The organism is Pedobacter sp. W3I1 (assembly GCF_030816015.1).
GTDB lineage: Bacteria > Bacteroidota > Bacteroidia > Sphingobacteriales > Sphingobacteriaceae > Pedobacter.
Map to the genome: position 1 here is coordinate 827,267 of NZ_JAUSXN010000001.1, position 18,513 is coordinate 845,779.

The 18,513-nt window shown below is 38.6% G+C and carries 15 protein-coding genes; 2 read left to right on the plus strand and 13 right to left on the minus strand.

The window, feature by feature from the left end; genetic code table 11:
- Positions 1-38: 38 nt before the first annotated feature.
- Positions 39-1,127, plus strand: coding sequence for a mechanosensitive ion channel family protein (locus tag QF042_RS03605; protein ID WP_307525427.1), 1,089 nt, complete (start codon positions 39-41; stop codon positions 1,125-1,127).
- Positions 1,128-1,221: 94 nt separating this feature from the next.
- On the opposite strand, the gene QF042_RS03610 is transcribed toward QF042_RS03605, so the two are convergent.
- From QF042_RS03610 to QF042_RS03670, 13 genes are all read right to left on the minus strand, one after another.
- A complete protein-coding gene (locus QF042_RS03610) occupies positions 1,222-3,513 on the minus strand; it encodes a Tex family protein (protein WP_307525429.1) in 2,292 nt (763 codons plus the stop codon).
- A gap of 137 nt (positions 3,514-3,650) precedes the next feature.
- Positions 3,651-4,025 (minus strand): iron chaperone, encoded by a 375-nt coding sequence (locus QF042_RS03615; RefSeq protein ID WP_307525430.1) that lies wholly within the window; start codon positions 4,023-4,025, stop codon positions 3,651-3,653.
- 44 nt (positions 4,026-4,069) lie between these two features.
- Entirely contained in the window at positions 4,070-4,642 is a 573-nt protein-coding gene (locus QF042_RS03620) for a pentapeptide repeat-containing protein (protein ID WP_307525431.1), read from the minus strand.
- A gap of 437 nt (positions 4,643-5,079) precedes the next feature.
- Positions 5,080-6,066, minus strand: a complete 987-nt coding sequence (locus QF042_RS03625; protein ID WP_307525433.1) for a pyruvate dehydrogenase complex E1 component subunit beta — start codon at positions 6,064-6,066, stop codon at positions 5,080-5,082.
- Between the two features lie 420 nt (positions 6,067-6,486).
- On the minus strand, positions 6,487-6,978 hold the full coding sequence (locus QF042_RS03630; protein ID WP_373459059.1) for a transposase: 492 nt from the start codon (positions 6,976-6,978) through the stop codon (positions 6,487-6,489).
- Between the two features lie 11 nt (positions 6,979-6,989).
- Positions 6,990-7,703 (minus strand): DUF4372 domain-containing protein, encoded by a 714-nt coding sequence (locus tag QF042_RS03635; RefSeq protein ID WP_307525435.1) that lies wholly within the window; start codon positions 7,701-7,703, stop codon positions 6,990-6,992.
- Between the two features lie 286 nt (positions 7,704-7,989).
- Positions 7,990-8,547 carry a GNAT family N-acetyltransferase gene (locus QF042_RS03640; protein ID WP_307525437.1) on the minus strand — a complete coding sequence of 186 codons (558 nt, stop codon included), beginning with the start codon at positions 8,545-8,547 and terminating at the stop codon, positions 7,990-7,992.
- Between the two features lie 19 nt (positions 8,548-8,566).
- A complete protein-coding gene (tnpA, locus tag QF042_RS03645) occupies positions 8,567-8,989 on the minus strand; it encodes an IS200/IS605 family transposase (RefSeq protein ID WP_307525438.1) in 423 nt (140 codons plus the stop codon).
- 215 nt (positions 8,990-9,204) lie between these two features.
- A complete protein-coding gene (locus QF042_RS03650; protein WP_307525439.1) occupies positions 9,205-12,060 on the minus strand; it encodes a PD-(D/E)XK nuclease family protein in 2,856 nt (951 codons plus the stop codon).
- Positions 12,061-12,067: 7 nt separating this feature from the next.
- Positions 12,068-15,286 (minus strand): exodeoxyribonuclease V subunit beta, encoded by a 3,219-nt coding sequence (locus QF042_RS03655; protein WP_307525441.1) that lies wholly within the window; start codon positions 15,284-15,286, stop codon positions 12,068-12,070.
- Positions 15,287-15,368: 82 nt separating this feature from the next.
- Positions 15,369-15,791: an endonuclease domain-containing protein gene (locus tag QF042_RS03660; RefSeq protein ID WP_307525443.1), complete on the minus strand. Its 423-nt coding sequence runs from the start codon at positions 15,789-15,791 to the stop codon at positions 15,369-15,371.
- Between the two features lie 247 nt (positions 15,792-16,038).
- Positions 16,039-16,833 (minus strand): tRNA threonylcarbamoyladenosine dehydratase, encoded by a 795-nt coding sequence (locus tag QF042_RS03665; RefSeq protein WP_307525445.1) that lies wholly within the window; start codon positions 16,831-16,833, stop codon positions 16,039-16,041.
- A 163-nt stretch (positions 16,834-16,996) separates the two neighbouring features.
- Positions 16,997-17,650 (minus strand): TatD family hydrolase, encoded by a 654-nt coding sequence (locus QF042_RS03670; protein ID WP_307525446.1) that lies wholly within the window; start codon positions 17,648-17,650, stop codon positions 16,997-16,999.
- Positions 17,651-17,910: 260 nt separating this feature from the next.
- Here QF042_RS03670 and QF042_RS03675 point away from each other — a divergent pair, with 260 nt between their 5' ends.
- Positions 17,911-18,444: a thioredoxin family protein gene (locus QF042_RS03675; protein WP_307525448.1), complete on the plus strand. Its 534-nt coding sequence runs from the start codon at positions 17,911-17,913 to the stop codon at positions 18,442-18,444.
- Positions 18,445-18,513: the final 69 nt, after the last annotated feature.

Below are 18,513 nucleotides of genomic sequence, written 5' to 3' on the forward strand. Positions count from 1 at the left end.
TGACTAATCGCCGTATTTATTAACCAGCAGATTTCGTTATGCAATATCTCGACCATGTTTTCGGTTATCCTATCCCTTTGTTTTTTAAGAACCTAATCATTGGCTTAATAGCTGTATTTCTTGGCATTTTAATCAAGTTTATCATTCACAGAACTTTCATCCTGCTTTCGCGTTGGTGGGATTTTATCATTATAAAATCGACAGTAAAGCATTTAAGGAGACCTGTTGCTATTTTTATTCCATTATTGATCCTTAACTTCTCGTTAACGCTGATGGAGATGGCGCCAACATATCGCCTTCCAATAACCAAAATATTAGAAATTGCCCTAACGACTACTTTTGCACTGATTTTGGTGAGGGCAATTAACGTTTTGGAAGATTATTTCTACCTGAAATATGATCTTAACAAAGAAAATAACCTGAAAGAGCGTAAAATCAGAACGCAATTGCAGTTTGTTCGAAAATTTATTGTTTCGCTTATTATTTTAATTACTGCGGCTATTATTTTATTGAGTTTTGAAAGTATGCGTAAAATCGGAGCCGGACTGCTTACTGGTGTTGGTATAGGAGGGATTATCATCGGTTTTGCAGCACAGAAATCGCTTGGAAATTTATTGGCAGGCTTTCAGATCGCTTTTACCCAGCCAATAAGGATTGATGATGTTTTAGTTGTAGAAGGTGAATGGGGTAAGGTAGAGGAGATCACCCTAACCTATGTGGTGGTTAATATCTGGGATCAACGACGGTTAATCCTGCCGATTACCTATTTTATAGAAAAGCCCTTCCAAAACTGGACACGCGTTTCTGCTGATTTGCTTGGAACGGTTTTTTTATATCTTGATTATACCATCCCGATCGAACCATTGCGACAGGAATTAACCCGGCTTTTAAATGCTGATCCGCTTTGGGACAAACGTGTAAATGTGGTACAGGTTACAGATAGCACAAAAGATGGTGTTATTGAAGTTCGTTTTTTGATGAGTGCTTCTAACTCTTCAAGAACTTTCGATCTGCGTTGTCATGTAAGAGAAGCGATGATTACTTTTATTCAAAATAATTATCCAGAGAGTTTGCCCAAGAGAAGGCTGGAGTTTAAGGATATAGAAAAATCGTCATTTCAACCGTAGTGGAGAATCTACAAAGGTGTTGTTGAAAGATTTCTCTCCCGAAAGTTCGGGACTGCGCTTCAGTCGAAATGACGATCTTTTTTTAAAATTTATATTATTTAAACATGCCTTTCAGTTTTGCTAATTTTTCCTGCAGATCGCCATCAGCATCTTTTGGCTCATTGCGGGGCTTGAAATTGGATTTACTGTTATTCTGTTTAAAATCTTGTTTCGGTTTATGCTCCTTAGTCTCCCGACTACGGACTTCCGATTTCGGACTGGCTTCAGTTTTCATTGATAGCGAAATCCTTTTACGGGCTACGTCAACTTCCATAACCGTAACTTCGACCTTTTGATGCACTTTAACCACATCATTTGGATTAGCCACGAAACGGTTGGCAAGCTGACTGGTGTGAACCAGACCATCTTGATGCACACCGATATCAACAAAGGCACCGAAATTGGTAATGTTGGTTACAATTCCAGGAAGCTTCATACCTACTCTTAAATCTGAAACCTCATTCACACCATCGGTAAAGCTAAAGGCCTCAAACTGTTCACGCGGATCGCGGCCAGGTTTTGCCAGTTCTTTTAAAATATCAGTTAGTGTTGGTAAACCGATTTCGTCCGTTACATATTGCTGTGGTTTAATCTGCTTTTGCAATTGTGTATCTTTCATTAAAGCAGAAACGGTAGTGCCCAGGTCCTTTGCCATTTTATCTACTACTGCATAACGCTCAGGGTGTACACCGCTGGTATCCAAAACATTTTCTGCATTGCGGATCCGTAAGAAACCTGCCGCCTGCTCGTAAGCTTTGTCACCCAAACGAGATACTTTTTTCAAGCTTTCACGGTTTTTAAAAGCACCATGAGTATTTCTATAGTCTACGATATTCTGTGCTAAAGTTGGTCCTAAGCCAGAAACATAGGCTAAGATCTGTTTTGAGGCGGTGTTTAATTCTACACCTACAGCATTTACCGCACTGATTACGGTATCATCTAAACTTGCCTGTAATTTATGCTGATCAACGTCGTGCTGGTATTGGCCCACACCGATCGATTTTGGATCAATTTTTACCAGTTCGGCCAATGGATCCATTAAACGGCGACCGATTGAAACGGCTCCCCGTACGGTAATGTCCTGTGTAGGGAATTCTTCCCTGGCTACTTCTGATGCCGAATAAATCGAAGCGCCACTTTCGTTAACCATTACAATGGTGATGTGCGGTAAATTCAACCCACGAACAAACGCTTCGGTTTCTCTTCCTGCAGTACCGTTACCAATGGCGATGGCTTCAACGTTGTGTTTCTCGCAGAGCTGTTGAATGGTAAATTCGGCATTTTTCACATTCCCTTGTCCGGTATGCGGATAAATGGCCGTGTTTTCTAACAGCTGACCTTGTTTATCTAAACAAACCACTTTACAACCGGTACGAAAACCGGGATCGATAGCCAGTACATTTTTTTGTCCCATTGGAGCTGCCAATAACAATTGACGTGCATTTTCGGCAAAAACCCGGATAGCTTCTTCATCTGCTTTTTGTTTGGTAAATACACGGAGCTCTGTTTCCATTGCCGGCTCCAACAAACGTTTATAGCCATCTTCTAAAGCCTGCTGAACCTGCTTTGAAGCAGCATTATTGCCCAAAATAAACTGGTTTTCTAAAATGGCAATAGCATCTCCTGCTGGTGGAAGTGCATCTAATCTTAAAATCAGTTCCTTCTCACCACGGCGCATAGCCAGCACACGGTGTGATGCAGCTGTTTTAACCGGCTCGCTCCATTCGAAATAATCTTTATATTTAATGCCTTCTTCTTCTTTTCCTTTGATCACTTCTGATTTAAAAACAGCTTTTTCCTGAAAATAAGTTCGCATTTTGGTACGTGCCTCTACATTTTCAGAAATCATTTCAGCAATGATATCCCGTGCGCCCGCTAAAGCTTCATCAAGCGAATTTACACCTTTCTCTGCATCGATAAATTTATCTGCTGATGCCTCTAAATCAAAAGCATTCTGTTCAAATATCTGTAAGGCCAAAGGCTCTAAGCCTTTCTCTTTTGCAACCGAGGCACGTGTTTTACGTTTAGGTTTAAATGGCAGATAAATGTCTTCCAGAAGTGAAATGGTTTCGGCTTCGTTGATCTTTTTTTCCAGTTCGGGCGTTAACTTGCCAAGCTCTGTCATCGATTTCAAAATCGCTTCCCGGCGCTTGTCTAAATCGCGCAATTGCAAAACCCGATCGCGGATTGCTGCTACCTCAACCTCGTCTAAGCTGCCTGTTGCTTCTTTACGGTAACGTGAAATAAAGGGTACGGTTGCACCTTCATCTAACAGGTTTATGGTTGCGGTTACTTGTTTTTCTGCAACTTTTAATTCGGCTGCAATTATTTTATGGTGGGTTAACATATTCTAAAGGTAAAAATTAAAGGAAGCAAAGCTAATCAGGATTTGCGGGATTTAATGATTTTTAGAATGAAGTTTTCCACCGAAATTTGTGAGTAAGTTTCTTGCCATGGAAGCAATAATGCATACTGTTTCCCAGATTATACTTTCTTTTTTTTAGCTTTTTCTAAATCCCGTTCTGCTTTAAACTTTGTTATTTTCGTAATTAAATCTAAAGGCAAAGGTTTATCTAAAGGAAACTGGATGGCTCCTTTACTCCATTTGTAATTGGCAAACTCATCTTTAAATGCTTCGATTCCTGAAGATGTTGGATAAAAGCCGATATGTCTTGCATAACCGGCAAAGTACACCAGCACGGTATTTTGTTTAAAGGCCGGCATGCCATAACTGATTACTTCTTTAGCTTCTGGTACGGCTTTGTGGATTGTTTCGCGGACTTGCTGAAGCAATTTCTGTGCTTCTACAGGAAAGTTGGCAATATACTGATCGATATTTTCTGGTTTAGGCTGATCCATGACTGATCGTTTTGTAAGATGAATTTACAAAACTTCTTAAAAAACTATTCGCTGATCAGGATGTCGTATTTCTGTAGTAAGCCTGCAATGCCCGATTTTGAGAATTTTGCTTTTTTGATCCTATTGTTATCCGGGTCGATTGAATAATTATAGGCAGTTCTGAAATCTACTTTTTCAAGGATAGTCTTGTCGAAGGTAGCGTTCAACAAATCGCAGTTATGGAGCACTGCGCTTGATAAGTCGCATTCTGAAAAATCTACTTCGTGCAATTGTGAACTTTTGAAGTCCGTTTTCTTGAGCTTTAGTTTGTAGAAAGATGAGTGATCTAGTTTGCAGTTGTTAAAATTGAATGCCAAACCAAAATCGTTGCAGTTTTCGAACCTTATTCCCAACATTTTGCAATCCTGAAAATTGACATCAATAAATGAGGTTTTAGTAAGACTGGCAAGACTTAAGTTACAGGAGATGAATTCGCAATCTAAAAATTTAACACCGCTTAAGTCTGAACTGGCGAAATCGCAATTGATGAATTTACAGTTTTCGTATTCTGCTTTTGGGAGTGCTCGTATGGTAAAATCGGCTTTTTCAAATGTTTGGTCGGCTATGTATTCGGACATTGGAGGAATTTTTTTATGCAACGAATATAAAAATTATCATGCAGTTTTTGGTTTGAGCAAGGAACTGAATTGTGTTTATTGTACAGGCCATGGTTAACTAAACCCGACAGAAATGGAAATACTTTTTGGTTGCAGCAACCTTGAATTACTGTCATGCTGAGGCACGAAGCATCTGTTTCATAGCCCCAGATGCTTCGTGCCTCAGCATGACAAAGTTTGTCAAAAAGATTGCAATGAATGGCAGGGCTAATGGAACCGAAGCATTGCCAGAATTCCTTTTCTGAAAATATCGGAATGGATATTCTTCGACAGGCTCAGAATGACAATGTTTAACATACTCGTCCTTTAGGCCTATAAGGAGGGAAATAAAAAAATCCCCCAAATTACTTTGGAGGATTTATATCTTTTGGTCTTCGACTACGCTCAGACTGACAATTTTATTTTTTAACGTACATTACTTCTTTTACTGCTTTAACCACACGCTCAGCATTTGGTAAGCTTGCTGCGATTAAAGTTGGTGAGTATGGAAGTGGAACGTCGGCACAAGTGATACGTAAAACTGGTGCATCTAAATAATCGAATGCATGTTTTTGTACCATAAAAGCAATCTCTCCGGAAAGAGATGCCAAAGGCCAAGCCTCTTCTACAACAACCAAACGGTTTGTTTTTTTAACAGAATTGATAATGGTATCATAATCGATAGGACGTACTGTACGTAAATCGATCACCTCTACATTGATTCCTTCTTTAGTTAATTCTTCTACAGCTGGGTTTACAACGCGGGTTAACATTTTACCAAAAGTTACGATGGTTACATCAGTACCTTGTTTGGTTATGTTTGCTTTTCCTAATTCGATATAGTACTCTTCTGCAGGAACATCGCCCTTATCGCCGTACATTACCTCAGACTCCATGAAAATAACTGGATCCTGATCTATAATTGATTGTTTTAATAAACCTTTTGCATCGTAAGGAGTAGCTGGAACTACCACTTTTAATCCTGGTGTATTTGCAAACCAGTTTTCGAAGTTTTGAGAGTGTTGTGCACCTAATTGACCTGCGTTACCTGTTGGACCGCGGAAAACCATAGGGCATGAGAACTGACCACCACTCATTGATAAAATTTTAGCAGCACCATTTATAATCTGATCGATAGCTACTAATGAGAAGTTAAAGGTCATAAATTCCACAATTGGAATAAGGCCTGCTGTTGCTGCACCAGTTGCAATACCTGCGAAACCTAGTTCGGCAATCGGGGTATCGATAATGCGTTTCGCACCAAACTCATCAAGCATACCCTGACTTACTTTGTACGCACCGTTATATTCTGCTACTTCTTCACCTAATAAAAAAACGCGGTCATCTTTACGCATTTCTTCGCTCATGGCTTCGCGTAGTGCTTCTCTAAATTGGATTTCTCTCATTGTAAATTTTAATAACGGTGGCAAATATAATTATTAATCGCTTTGAAACCAAAGGCTAAAACGCCTATGTTTTGTAATAATTATAGGTAATCTGACTAATTATGTGGCTTTTTTGTAGCCGTATTTTTTGTTTATCTGTAAAAGGAAGAAATAATATTGGGCAATTGTGTTTTTGATAAGCTTATTGTATTAAAGCTTAAGCTTTTTCCGAAATTTCTTCTACAAAATGAGTTTTATAACTTGAGTTCGATTAATAATGTGGGTTTGGTTCATGATATTGGCATTTTGTATTCGGTGGTCGTCACCCTGAATTTATTTCAGGGTCTTAATTGCCTAAAAAGATGCTGAAACAAGTTCACTGTTGTCCGGTAAAAATAGATTTTAACGATAAAACAAGTTTTATCCGCATTCTAGAGGTGTTTATGTCTTAAAATCTATTTCCAAGGCCCCCAATTTTAGCTGGTTGTTATTACCTTTTCCCATACTTAGCTTTTCAGGATTGTTGAGGAATTTGTACAAGCTAATGTAGCTCATCATGTGTAGCCTGATAATTGACCTTAAATTGGAAAATGCCCATTTTCTTTTGAGCTGTACCTGTACAACTTTTATCAGCAGATCGGATATAAAAGCACACCATATCTGGATTTTGATTGCGTTTTCATTGTCCCCAAGGAAATATTTAAGGGGAAAGTTCTGCTTTACCCTTTTGAAGAGCACCTCGATGAGCCAGCGCTTTTTGTATATTTCTGCGATTTCTTCGGGCAACAGGGAGAAATTGTTGGTTAGGAATTCGAATGTCCGTCCCGATTCCGCATCAAAAAAGGTAACCATACGTACGTTCAGCCTGATCTTTTCCCGTTGCGTACGTGTCCCCTGTATCAATATCTGATCATTCTGCACACCTGCCATCATGCTCTGCAGGGTCAGTTCCCTACTTTCAACGATCTCATATCTTGCATCTTTTTTCTGTCTGGTGACAAAAAAGCGCCCTGTTTTCCGATTCTCTCATACTCCGAATAATCCACATAACCTTTGTCAAAAACAATAAATGACCCTTCTTCAAGGTCTATCTCTTTCAGGAAGGGCATGTCATTCGCACTAGCGGCAGTAAAACTGATTTTTAAGGGCACATGCTCAGCTGCACCGATCAGGGTGTGAACCTTGATCCCGCCCTTTCTTTTTCCGTTCATCTTCCCAGGGCTGGGCGCATCGAGTATCCGTTGGAAAAGCGTGATGGTGGATGAATCCGCAATGAAGAGCTTATCATACTGTTTTAATCGGCTGTCCGGTAAAAGATGCCGGTGCCGTTTGTATAAAAGCTCGTAAATCTGTTGAAAAACATCGAAAGGCCTTTTACTGTTGGCATCGCACAGGGTACTTCTTGCCGGGGGGCTGCTTATACCCAAATGAAGAAGTTTAGAGTGGCATGCGTGCATCCCGCTGACCACTTCGCGGGTGCTGGTGCAATTGTTCAAGCTACAATAGAGCATTGTAACCAAGTGGCAAAAAGTATCAAAATACTTATAATAATGGTCGTAACCGCCACGGCGTGACAATGACCTCACAGAATTCCGGTCGATCAAACTTAATAGCTGGTTTAAGATCGGCTGTCCGGTAAAAAATGTATTTTTGCTCATGCTGTTGGTTTAAGCGTCGTAACTCAAATATAACAGCATAAAGGGTAGCTTTAATCGCTACCTTTTTTTATTAATAAAAAATAATTTCTCCGGACAACAGTGAAACAAGTTCAGCATGACGTAACGCCTAGTTGGGTAAGAAAATAATCGAACTCAAGTTTATAGTCACTATTGTCTTAAATTGAAACTACCGCATCCCCAGGGCATATTTTTAAGTTCCTGTTTGGATGAAATTACACCTTGCTAAGTATAGTATACTCGGAGTAAAGTTCTAAACAGCGCCAGGTTAATGATTTGGGTTTAGTAATCCATAAATCTCACTGTCGAGAAACTGGCCTCTGAAATAATAATCTTGCTTAAAATGTGCTTCTTTTACAAAACCGTGTTTGATCAGCATTTGTCTTGACGCATCATTCTCTACGTTAATATTAGCGCTGATGGTGTGTAAATTTACTTCTTCAAAGCCAAATGCAATTGATTTTTTGAGTGCTTCGGAAATAATTCCTTTTCTCCAATAATCAGGATAGAGCATATAGCCAATCTCAGCTCTATGATTGGCAAAATCTGTCCGCCAATAACCTACTGATCCTATCATTTGTTTAGGATTTTCTTTCAAGGCAATTACCCAGGCCAGGTTATCACCATTTTCGTAGCCATTTCTGAAACGTGAGATAAAATCTTTAATCTCGAAAATATCTTTTGGCCTTTCTCTATCAATATATTTCATTACTGTTTCATTGGTACGCATGGCAAAAAGTGCTTCGGCGTCTGAGAGGTCGTGTTCGCGGAGGATTAACCGTTCGGTTTCGAGTACAGGGAAATTTGTGAAATTTAAGGTTAGCATTTTTAAAGATCATCTTTTTCTAAGGAAATCCATACTTGTCTGCAAATTCTTTGACCTCAAATTCAAAAGATTTTTTTGCATGATGGATTTCTTGATTCTTAATATAATTGGTAACTGCTTGCAAACCGGATTCGCTAATGGATACGGCAAAATAGTCATCTTGCCACATAAAAGGTTTATCGGTTAACATGTTTTTATTGATCCAAAATGATGATTCTCCTTTTATGAGCTGTGCTACTTTTGCAATTGTTTGTTCTCTTCCTAAGGATATTAGACAATGCATATGTTCGGTGTGCCCATTAATTGCCTGTAGAAAAATAGATTTTTCTCTACAATTTTCCATAATGTGCTTCTGAACTTTATAGCGGATGTTTTTTGTTAAATAGGGATGTCGGTTTTTGGTTGAGAACACTAGGTGAACCCAAATTCTTACATACGACATAATTGATGGTTTTATTAGTCTAATATAAGGATTTTTTGAATTAGACTAACCAAACCATTGCTAATTGGTCAGGTTTATTTTTTGGCTAAAGCCATTAACGATATCTCTAATGCGGTCCGCTGAAGCGGACTGCGAGGAAGTGCAAGCTGCTTGTTCCATGATGTTAAGGAACTTTGCTATTCATTGCAATTGGCTTTAGCCAATCGCAATGAAATTTATTTCCCAAACAAAGTTTTATAAATAGAATATTTGTAATTATCTTCAACTGCACTGGCTACAAAATAAGGTGCTTCGAAAAGTTCTGTCAACTTTTTTCTTAGCTCAGCAAGAAACTCCGGTTTAATTTCTTCCAAATAAGCCCCCGATAGACTTTGCCTCCCTGATTTAAACCAAACGCCATCTACGCTCATTGTTTTCACTACGTATAGATTGGGCTCTACAAAAGTTCTGCCCGAGAATTGTTCATAAGCATAGGTGTATAATAAGGTTTGGATTAAGGCTTTATTGATATGCTTGCCATCAGAATTAAACAACTCGGGGATATCTTTAAAAGTTAATTTATCACTCCCGGTTTTGTAGTCGATAATTTTGGTAATGCCATCTTTTACATCCACACGATCGATGAAACCAAAAATTTTGACACTTGCTTCTTTCCCCTTTAACGGAAAACTGATTTCTGCCTCTACTTTTTGCTCCAGGTTAATGATGGTAAATGGCGTTTGTGCTTCATCCTGATTTAAAATGATGTTTACATAAGCATCTACAATGGATAAAATCACCTTTTGCATGCCTTTATATTCCATTACCTTATCTGGATTTTTGAACATTACTGCATTAAAAGCCTTTTGTATCAGCGATGGAACTTTTTTGCGTTTTTCTTTAATGCGGTCTGCTGTAATTTCGGCAGACATTAAATCTACATAAAAATATTCCATCACTTTGTGTAAAATCGACCCGATCTCATTGGCTTCAACCACAGCACTTACATCCTTAGGTTCTTTAATACCAGCAATGTAATTAAAGAAGAAATCTATCGGATTGGAGATGTATTGTGTAAGTGCCGATGGCGAAAGTACTTTCTTTTTATCTAAGTATTTCTGAAGCGTTTCCTGAATAAAAGCATTATTAGTTTTTTCGATCTTTACTTCTTTAAAGGCTTCGGTTTTTACCTCGAGATTAAGTTCATTGTAAGTGAAATCGAAGCCACTTTCATATTCGAGCTGCTTTAAAATTCTGCTGGCTTCGCCCGAAGTAGATTCGTCGGTTAAGCTGTTATAAACAAAGTTGATATTCTTTGCCCTTTGCATCAGGCGGTAAACCATATAAGATGAAATGGCATCGAGGTTTTCGAGTACAGGCAAGCCGTAAACACGGCGGATGGAGTCTGGTATAAAACTGTTTCCTATGGATGATTTTGGGATAATGCCTTCATTGAAGCCTAAAATGACAACTTTATCGAAGTTTAAGTTTCGGGTTTCAAGCAATCCCATCACCTGGATGCCGTTTAACGGATCGCCGGAAAGCGGGACGGCGATGGCTTGTAGTGATTTCTGAACCAGGTAAATTACGAAAGGAATTTCTTCTTTGCCGATGTGGTTGCTAAAGGTATCGTGCAGTCTGTTTAATTCCTGAATGGTTTTTACAAATAATTCTGCGTCGATTTTTTTTAGTGTTTTAGCATTGGATAAACGTGTTAACACATAATCGAGCACATCCAATAAATTGGTGACCACATGCCGTGGATCGTCGATTTTTTTATAGAAGGCTTCAAACAACCCACTTTGGCGCAATAAACGCTTATGGTCTATCTCCACTTCGTTTTCTTCCAGTAATGCGGTTAAAATTTTATCACGCATTTTCTGCGTCAAACCTGTTAAGGGGTGGGTTAAAAACGCCTCGACATTTTTATAAGTTACTTTATCGCGCTGTAAAATCTCTAATTGGCTGCCCAACCATAAATCAACCAAGCCAAAAATACTTGAGGTTGATAAGGCAAAACCCATGGTTACGTTGAGGTCGATTTCTTTTCCGTTAAGGGAGGTTGGAATAGTCTGTAAAGTAGGAATCAACAAACTTTCATCTGCTAAAACCACCACAGTTTTCCCAACGGTTGCTGCATCTGTATAATCTTCTTCTAATATATTGTTTAAGATTTTAGCCTGAGCCGATTGCCCCTGAACTTTGAAGACGTTTACCTGATGTTTTGTTGATTTCATTAAACTTTCCTGCTCAGCAAATACATTTTTTAAGCCTAGCTGGTTGATGTTTTTCCTTAAGAATAAACCTGCTTCCTGCGATGCATCATCTAAATAATAAGTGTCGGCATCAAAATAAAACAATGCTTTGTCGGCGTCTTGCAGTTGCGTAAATATTTTAGCTTCGGCGCTGCTTAATGCATTAAAACCAACAAAAATGATCTTTCCCTTATCAAAATTCGAAATAAATTCCTGGTGATTGGTAATATCATCGGCAAGGTGGCGGTAAACAGCGCCATTGGTTAAATATCCCTGTTCTTTAAGTGTTGCATGGAATTTATGGTAAAGCTTGGGCATCCTTCGCCACATCTTGATGAACAGTTCTTGTTGTTTTTTGTGTTTTCCTTCGGAATAGGATGTCCAGAACTGGGAAAGAAATTCATACTGCTCGGGACTTAAATAATCGAAATCTTTATTGATAACCGATATATCTTCCAGATCGCGGTACAATTTTTCTGCATCAACCAAATCAGCATCAATCTGATTAAAATCGCTTAAGATGATCTTAGCCAGTGGAAAAAACTTATGGCTCGAAATACTTTCTAATTTTTCTTCAGCAAGCAGTTGGTTATAAATACGGTGTAAAGTGAAAAACTGGAGGTAAAAATCGGCTATTTTATAACTGGTAGAACTGGCGAAAAATTCTTGGATGGTAAAAAATGAGGGACTGAAAAAAGGCTTGTCGATAATATCGGCGAAGTGTTTCTGTAAATAGGCTGATGGACGCTTATTATTAAAAACAATGGCACAGTTTTCCAGCTGATTTCCAAATCTGGCTACTAAATCTTCGGCAACTTCCTGTAAAAATGGTTTCATCTGCATATTATACTAATTTCAACTTGCCTTTAACTGCGTAAAAAAGATAGGTTTTAATGTTCTGATAACCCATTTCAGTAAGTAATATTCTGTAATTATTTACCTGCTCGATGTGTTTATCACTTTCTTCCAGCGTAAATTTATAATCAAGAATAATTACTTCATCTGCATTAATCAAAACTCGATCCGGACGGTGGAGTTTTCCATGGGCATCAATGATATTTTTCTCTACAATGTTTTCGCTCGCTTTACTCAAAATGGCCTTAAGTTCGGGATTGTTTAATACCTCAAGTGCTGAATCGATTAATTTCTGCTTTTCTTCCTCTTTGATAATGCCCTGCAGAACCAGATTGGCGCTATAATCACTCACCTCTTTTTCGGTACTGGCACTGGCCAAAATATCATGTAATAAGGAACCTTTTCTTCCTGATTTTTCGATGTTGACTAAATGCTTTAGATGTTTGTCTTCAGAAGGGATATAAAGCTCTGATAATCGGGTAGTGGTTGGGTAACTTTTTAAATTGATAAAGTTCGAATCCTCTGATTTACTTCCAACAGTTACATAATCAACAATTTCGTACACTCCATTTTCATCAAACTGCTCATCAAAAGTGAAGTTAATTACATCACCCATATTGGAGAGCTTTAGCTCCTTTTTTGCCATCGTGGCGATGTACAAAAAATCTTTTGAGCGTGTAGTAGCCACATAAAGCATATTCAGGGCATCCATGTTGTTATAAAGTAATTCCTCATAATATGCTTTTGCAATTGCCGAATCGGCCAGTGCTTCGTTGTATTTTAATGGAATCCCTTTTAACTCTTTGTAAACCGTTTCTTCTGAGGATACCCAAAAAGTGCCATTGGGTTTGCCCTTAATTTCCCAGTTGCAGAATGGGACAAAAACAGCTCTAAAGGCCAATCCTTTAGATTTGTGGATGGTAATAATCTGTATTGCATCGGCACCTTCGGGCGAGGGTAATGATTTTTTGATACCATCTTCTTCCCACCAGGTTAAAAATGAAATAATTCCTTTTTCGCCAAGCTTACCAGCAGAAGCAGTTAAATCTCTAAAAGCCAATAGATATGGCAAATTAGCGGTCAGGTTTTTTAAACTATAACTTTCAATTAAAATTTCAACAAGTTCAGGCAATGGAAGTTGTAACCAGCTTTGCCAGTTCTCGCACAAAGCTACAGGTAAAACTTCTGTGAGTGTATTTAAAGGCTTATTGTTAAGGTTCAGGTAATGATTGGCATTGATCTCTTTATCGTGCAGGGAATGATACAGCGCAATACAATTGGCTTTATATAATGCCGTTTGCGATTCTAAACCGATGAGCAACTTCAAGGTATTAATGATGAGCTGTATGGCCGAGTTGTTCGAAATTAATAAAGCATCGCCCGATAAAACCGGTAAGTTATGCCCCATTAATTTTTTAACGGTCAGTAAGGCTTCGCTGTTTGAACGAACCAAAATGGCAATATCTTTTAGTGCATATTGCTGTTCGTTTTTGAGGTTGTTTATTTCTTCAAGGATATCGTCTAAAGCAATATCCCTGAAAACAGTTTCCGTAAACCGCGCTTCATTCGGTGCATGATCTTTACCGAACTTTTTAATCTTTATGGTTCCACCTTTTAAGGTATTGGTGGCAAAGTTCTGGGTCGAACCTCTATAAATATCAGTAATAATGTGTTGGTAATGCTGCTGTTGCCACCACGAAGAAATACTTTCTGGTTTGGTAGCCAGGTTTTCGTTCAGCTCATTCTGCAGCGTCAGTGGGATAGCCTTGTAAAGGAAATTGTTGAAAGTGATGATGTTCTCCGCACTTCTGTAATTTTCTTCCAAACTTTCTTCCAATACATTTTCTGCGCCAACATCCAGCTTGGCATGTTTATGCAGGATGTTCCAATCGCCATTGCGCCAGCGGTAAATAGATTGTTTGGTATCGCCAACAATCAGGTGATCAATTAAATCCTGACTAGGCGTAGCCATTGCGTTTGTTAAGAGCGATTTAAAACTTCCCCATTGGCTGGTGGAGGTATCCTGAAATTCGTCGAACAAAAAGTTGCGGTAACGATTGCCTACTTTTTCCCAGATAAAAGAAGGGTTATCGCCTGCATCTTCGGTAATACCTGAGATCAGTTTTTGGGCATCGCTGATGAGCAGGTTGTCATTTTCAGCCCGGTATTGTTTCAGTAACACGGCAATTTCCTGCATCAACCTTAAATAATAAAGGTTCTTATTAAAAGCGATGGCGAGACTGTAATTTGGTAAATGTGCTAAATAATGCGTTTTTAATTTCTGTAGGATAGGATTTACCGTATCGTAAGCCTCAGGGAAATTTACATTTTTTTGAAACCACTCATCGGGTTCGTCAATTAAATTGAAAAGCGGTTCTATCTTAGAAAAATCGCCTCTGGCAACCAGGATGATTTTAGCAAGCGGACTGCGCGATTTCCCTTTGAGGTGCTCGGTTTCTACGCCGATTACGTTCATGGCTTCGTTCGCTTCGGTAGCTAATGCAATCAGCTCCTCTTCAAAGTTTTTAATTTCTGCTTTGGTAATACTGATATATTTGTTAAATAATTCATCGATGTTTTCTAACCCAAGTGCGCTTACCGCATCTTCAAAAATCTGGAAACGCTCAGAAAATATCTCTCCAATTAAATTATAAAGCTCGAATTTATAATTCCAGCTTTTGTTATCGCTGATGCGTTCTATGGCAAGATCGATGATCCATTGTAGAAGCTGTTTGTTGTGGTCTAAGGCTTCGTCGAGTTTGTTTACAAGGTCATCTTTAACCTTATCATAATTCATTTCTAAATTATAATCGGCATTTAGTCCCAACTCGAAAGCAAAACCGCGGATTACTTTTTGCACAAAACCATCAATGGTGCTTACCGAAAAGCGGCTATAATCATGCAAAATTTTACGATAGATCTTATCTGCTTTAAACTGTAACTCCTCAGCGCTTAGTGCCGGGTAAGCCAATAAGATCAGTTTTCTGTAATCTTCAATTTTTTTCGATGGACTGCCCTTTGCCAGCCCAAGTAGCACTTCAAGGATCCTGGTTTTCATTTCCTCCGTTGCCTTATTGGTAAAGGTTACCGCTAAAATTTCGCGGTATTTATTCTCGCCACTAAAAAGCAGCGTAAGGTAATGTGCAGTAAGACTGAACGTTTTACCTGAACCAGCGGAGGCTTGAAGAATTTTAAGTGGTTGGGGCATATCGTTTTTTTAATTCCTCCCGATTGTAAATCGGGAGGTGCCCGCAGGGCGGGGTGGTTTAATTAGTGCTTTTAATTTAATATTAGGTTGATTTAACCCCATATTCTGCTATGATATATTCTTCTAAACCCATGATTACAAAATCCATTTTTTTCATTATATCATCAACAGTAATACGATATATTTTTAATCCCAGTGAGATTAAATAATCTTCCCTTAATTTATCGTAAGCCTGTTTGTCATCATGGCTACAGCCATCAATTTCAATTACCAAACCTAGGTGTTTGATATAAAAATCAACTATATAATTGCCAATTATACGCTGCCTGTCAAAATCAATTTTATGAAAGCGTTTTTTAGTTACCTGCATCCAAAATAATACTTCTGGTAAATTGCCAGCTTGACGAAGGGCTTTTGCCCTTTCTTTTAACCGAGGTTGATAAGGTAAATCAGTAATTGGTGTTGTAGTTAAAGTGATCCCATTTACTACAATTTCTTTTTGCAAAATGTTTTTTAACACCCCGTCCTTCGGACACCCCTCTGGGAGAGGGGAATTCTGGGTGCCTAAATCGGCAGGTGTGTGAGTTTTCCTTTGCATTTTTTTGCTTTGGGTTTCATTCCCCTCCTTTGGAGGGGTGCCCGCAGGGCGGGGTGGTTAAGTATGTTCGCTATTTTGATTTAGTTTTAACCTTACCCTAACTTACAACAATTTAAAATTTTCCCGAAATCATGATATCAACATTTCATAGGGATTAAGCTTTTTTACTTTTTCTTTTATTGAGTGTTTTATGGCTGATCCTTGCAGGGCGTTCGGCCATTTCTATGGGAAGACCAAGCAGATCGCGGATCACTACCGATGCACATGCGCCACCAAATGCTGCGGGCAGATAAGAAACTGTACCATAAGCAGAGCGTTTGAAATTGCTTCCATCAGTCATGATCATCGAATTTTTATCCATCTCCTCTGTGGAGAAAACAGCTTTGATTTTACTGGCATTGGAGAGTTTATTCAATCTTTTCCGAACATAACTGGCAAAAACGCACTGATAAGTATCAGGGAGCAACGTAATCCTTATTCTGGTGGGATCCATTTTACCACCTGCACCCATCGAACTCACTATAGGAATGTTCTTTTCTAATGCAGTTCCTAACAAAGTGATTTTTGGCATTACACTATCGATGCAATCCATAATATAATCGAAACCCGATTCTAAAATTTCCCTGCATTTCTCCGGGCTAAGAAAGGTATTCACCACATGAAGCTTTAATTCGGGGTTTATGGCCAATAAACGCTCTTGCATAATTGCGGCTTTACTCACACCATGATTGGTAGCCAAAGCAGGCAGCTGCCTATTCCTGTTGGTTGGATCAACCACATCGCCATCCACAATGGTCATTTCGCCAATTCCAGAACGGCAGATAAATTCGGCAGCAAAAGAACCCACTCCACCTAGACCGATCACCAGAACATGTTTCGATTGGAGTTTTTCTATTCCGTCGTTTCCAACAAGTAGGGCAGAGCGCGAAAGCCAGGTAACATCAGACATATCAATTTTTTATATTTAACCACAGATGAAAAGGATGAACACAGATTTTGGATTTTTAATCTGTGTGTATCTGTACTAATCTGTGGGTAGTTTTTTACTATATTTTTGCCACGGAGACACGGATAACATGAAAATATTTTCTCCGTGGTTTCCGTCCCAGTGGTTAACTTTTTAAATTGTTCCAGTCAGCAAAAATACGAGCTTTAAGTTCATCAACTGTACATTTTTTTAAAATGGCTGCGGCCTGGTAAATCTCTTCAATCGAAACATCAGCATCATCTGTTTCCAGGAAGAAGTTATTGGTACTTTGAATCAGTTTTGCCGCACCTGAGTTTTCCTTCAACGCAGCCAAACCAAAAGAAAGTAGAAATCCTTTATCCAACAGTTGTTTGCCAAGTTCTTCATTTTTATTAAAGCCGTGAATAACCATGGGCACTTTAACTTTTAACCGGTCTTTAATTGCAATTAATTCTGGAAAACATTTGACACAATGCAAAATCAATGGTTTATTAATTTTTTCTGCCAATTCGATTTGTTTTTCTAAGATTATGGTCTGGTTTTCCAGATTTTCGCCCCTTAGCCGATCTAATCCGCATTCGCCGATCTGTTTCACATTGGGTTGATTAGCCACAACAGTTAAATACTTCATTTGGAGCTCCAAGTGATCAATTTTGGCAAACCATGGGTGTAAGCCAACCGAAATTGGCTTTGTTTTAGGCATTGCTAAAAAGACATCGCTGGTTAACGATAGGCTTTGAATGCTAATTACCCCAGGTTGAGTAGCAGTTTGATGGGTATGTATGTCTAAAAAATCCATTGTTATCAAAGATAATATATTGATGGATGATGTGGAACGTAAGATGTATGATGGCAAACTTATTTTAAAATCAATTAAACCTTCTTTCCAAATTCAAATCCATTTTATGGACTATGGACTATGGACTATGGACTATGGACTATGGACTATGGACTATGGACTATGGACTATGGACTATGTTCCCACTGTAAAGAACTCGCGAATAATTCATTATAACACTATACTTTATTAAATTTGCTTAATTATTATTCAAAAAAATCATGAAAAAATTAGTCATTTTATTAACGGCTGTATTGATTTCGACAGCGGCGTTTAGTCAGGCGAAAAAAGAAGGCGTTCATATCTATAACCCTCAAGCGGACGCTAAAGCTGAAATTGCTGTTGCGGTTGCAAAAGCTGCCAAAGAAAATAAACATGTTTTGCTACAGGTTGGCGGGAACTGGTGCAGCTGGTGTATTGCCTTCCATAATCTGGTTGACAGCACAGCAACGCTAAAAAAATACATTAACGATAATTTTGAAACCGTTCTGGTTAATTACAGTCCTGAAAACAAAAACGAAAGTGTTTTGGCTAGTTTAGGTTACCCTCAGCGTTTTGGCTTTCCGGTATTTTTAATTCTTGATGGGAAAGGGAAAGTATTACACATCGAAAACTCCTCTTACTTAGAAACAGAAGAAATTGGCGCTAACGGTAAAAAGAAAGTCGGACATGATGTAAAGAAAATCACCTCGTTTTTAAAAGGATGGACAACAACCGCGGTTAATCCTGAAACTTATAAACCTAAGGCCAAATAGAGGTTTAAGGTAGAGGGTGTAAGGTTTAAGGCCTAACGACAATAACCGAATCCTAAAAAAATAAGAAAG

Bases quoted from the DNA above. Each gene is read 5' to 3' on its own strand.
- QF042_RS03605 (WP_307525427.1), top strand. From the start codon at position 39: ATGCAATATCTCGACCATGTTTTCGGTTATCCTATCCCTTTGTTTTTT.
- QF042_RS03610 (WP_307525429.1), bottom strand. From the start codon at position 3,513: ATGTTAACCCACCATAAAATAATTGCAGCCGAATTAAAAGTTGCAGAA.
- QF042_RS03615 (WP_307525430.1), bottom strand. From the start codon at position 4,025: ATGGATCAGCCTAAACCAGAAAATATCGATCAGTATATTGCCAACTTT.
- QF042_RS03620 (WP_307525431.1), bottom strand. From the start codon at position 4,642: ATGTCCGAATACATAGCCGACCAAACATTTGAAAAAGCCGATTTTACC.
- QF042_RS03625 (WP_307525433.1), bottom strand. From the start codon at position 6,066: ATGAGAGAAATCCAATTTAGAGAAGCACTACGCGAAGCCATGAGCGAA.
- QF042_RS03630 (WP_373459059.1), bottom strand. From the start codon at position 6,978: ATGATGGCAGGTGTGCAGAATGATCAGATATTGATACAGGGGACACGT.
- QF042_RS03635 (WP_307525435.1), bottom strand. From the start codon at position 7,703: ATGAGCAAAAATACATTTTTTACCGGACAGCCGATCTTAAACCAGCTA.
- QF042_RS03640 (WP_307525437.1), bottom strand. From the start codon at position 8,547: ATGCTAACCTTAAATTTCACAAATTTCCCTGTACTCGAAACCGAACGG.
- tnpA (WP_307525438.1), bottom strand. From the start codon at position 8,989: ATGTCGTATGTAAGAATTTGGGTTCACCTAGTGTTCTCAACCAAAAAC.
- QF042_RS03650 (WP_307525439.1), bottom strand. From the start codon at position 12,060: ATGAAACCATTTTTACAGGAAGTTGCCGAAGATTTAGTAGCCAGATTT.
- QF042_RS03655 (WP_307525441.1), bottom strand. From the start codon at position 15,286: ATGCCCCAACCACTTAAAATTCTTCAAGCCTCCGCTGGTTCAGGTAAA.
- QF042_RS03665 (WP_307525445.1), bottom strand. From the start codon at position 16,833: ATGTCTGATGTTACCTGGCTTTCGCGCTCTGCCCTACTTGTTGGAAAC.
- QF042_RS03670 (WP_307525446.1), bottom strand. From the start codon at position 17,650: ATGGATTTTTTAGACATACATACCCATCAAACTGCTACTCAACCTGGG.
- QF042_RS03675 (WP_307525448.1), top strand. From the start codon at position 17,911: ATGAAAAAATTAGTCATTTTATTAACGGCTGTATTGATTTCGACAGCG.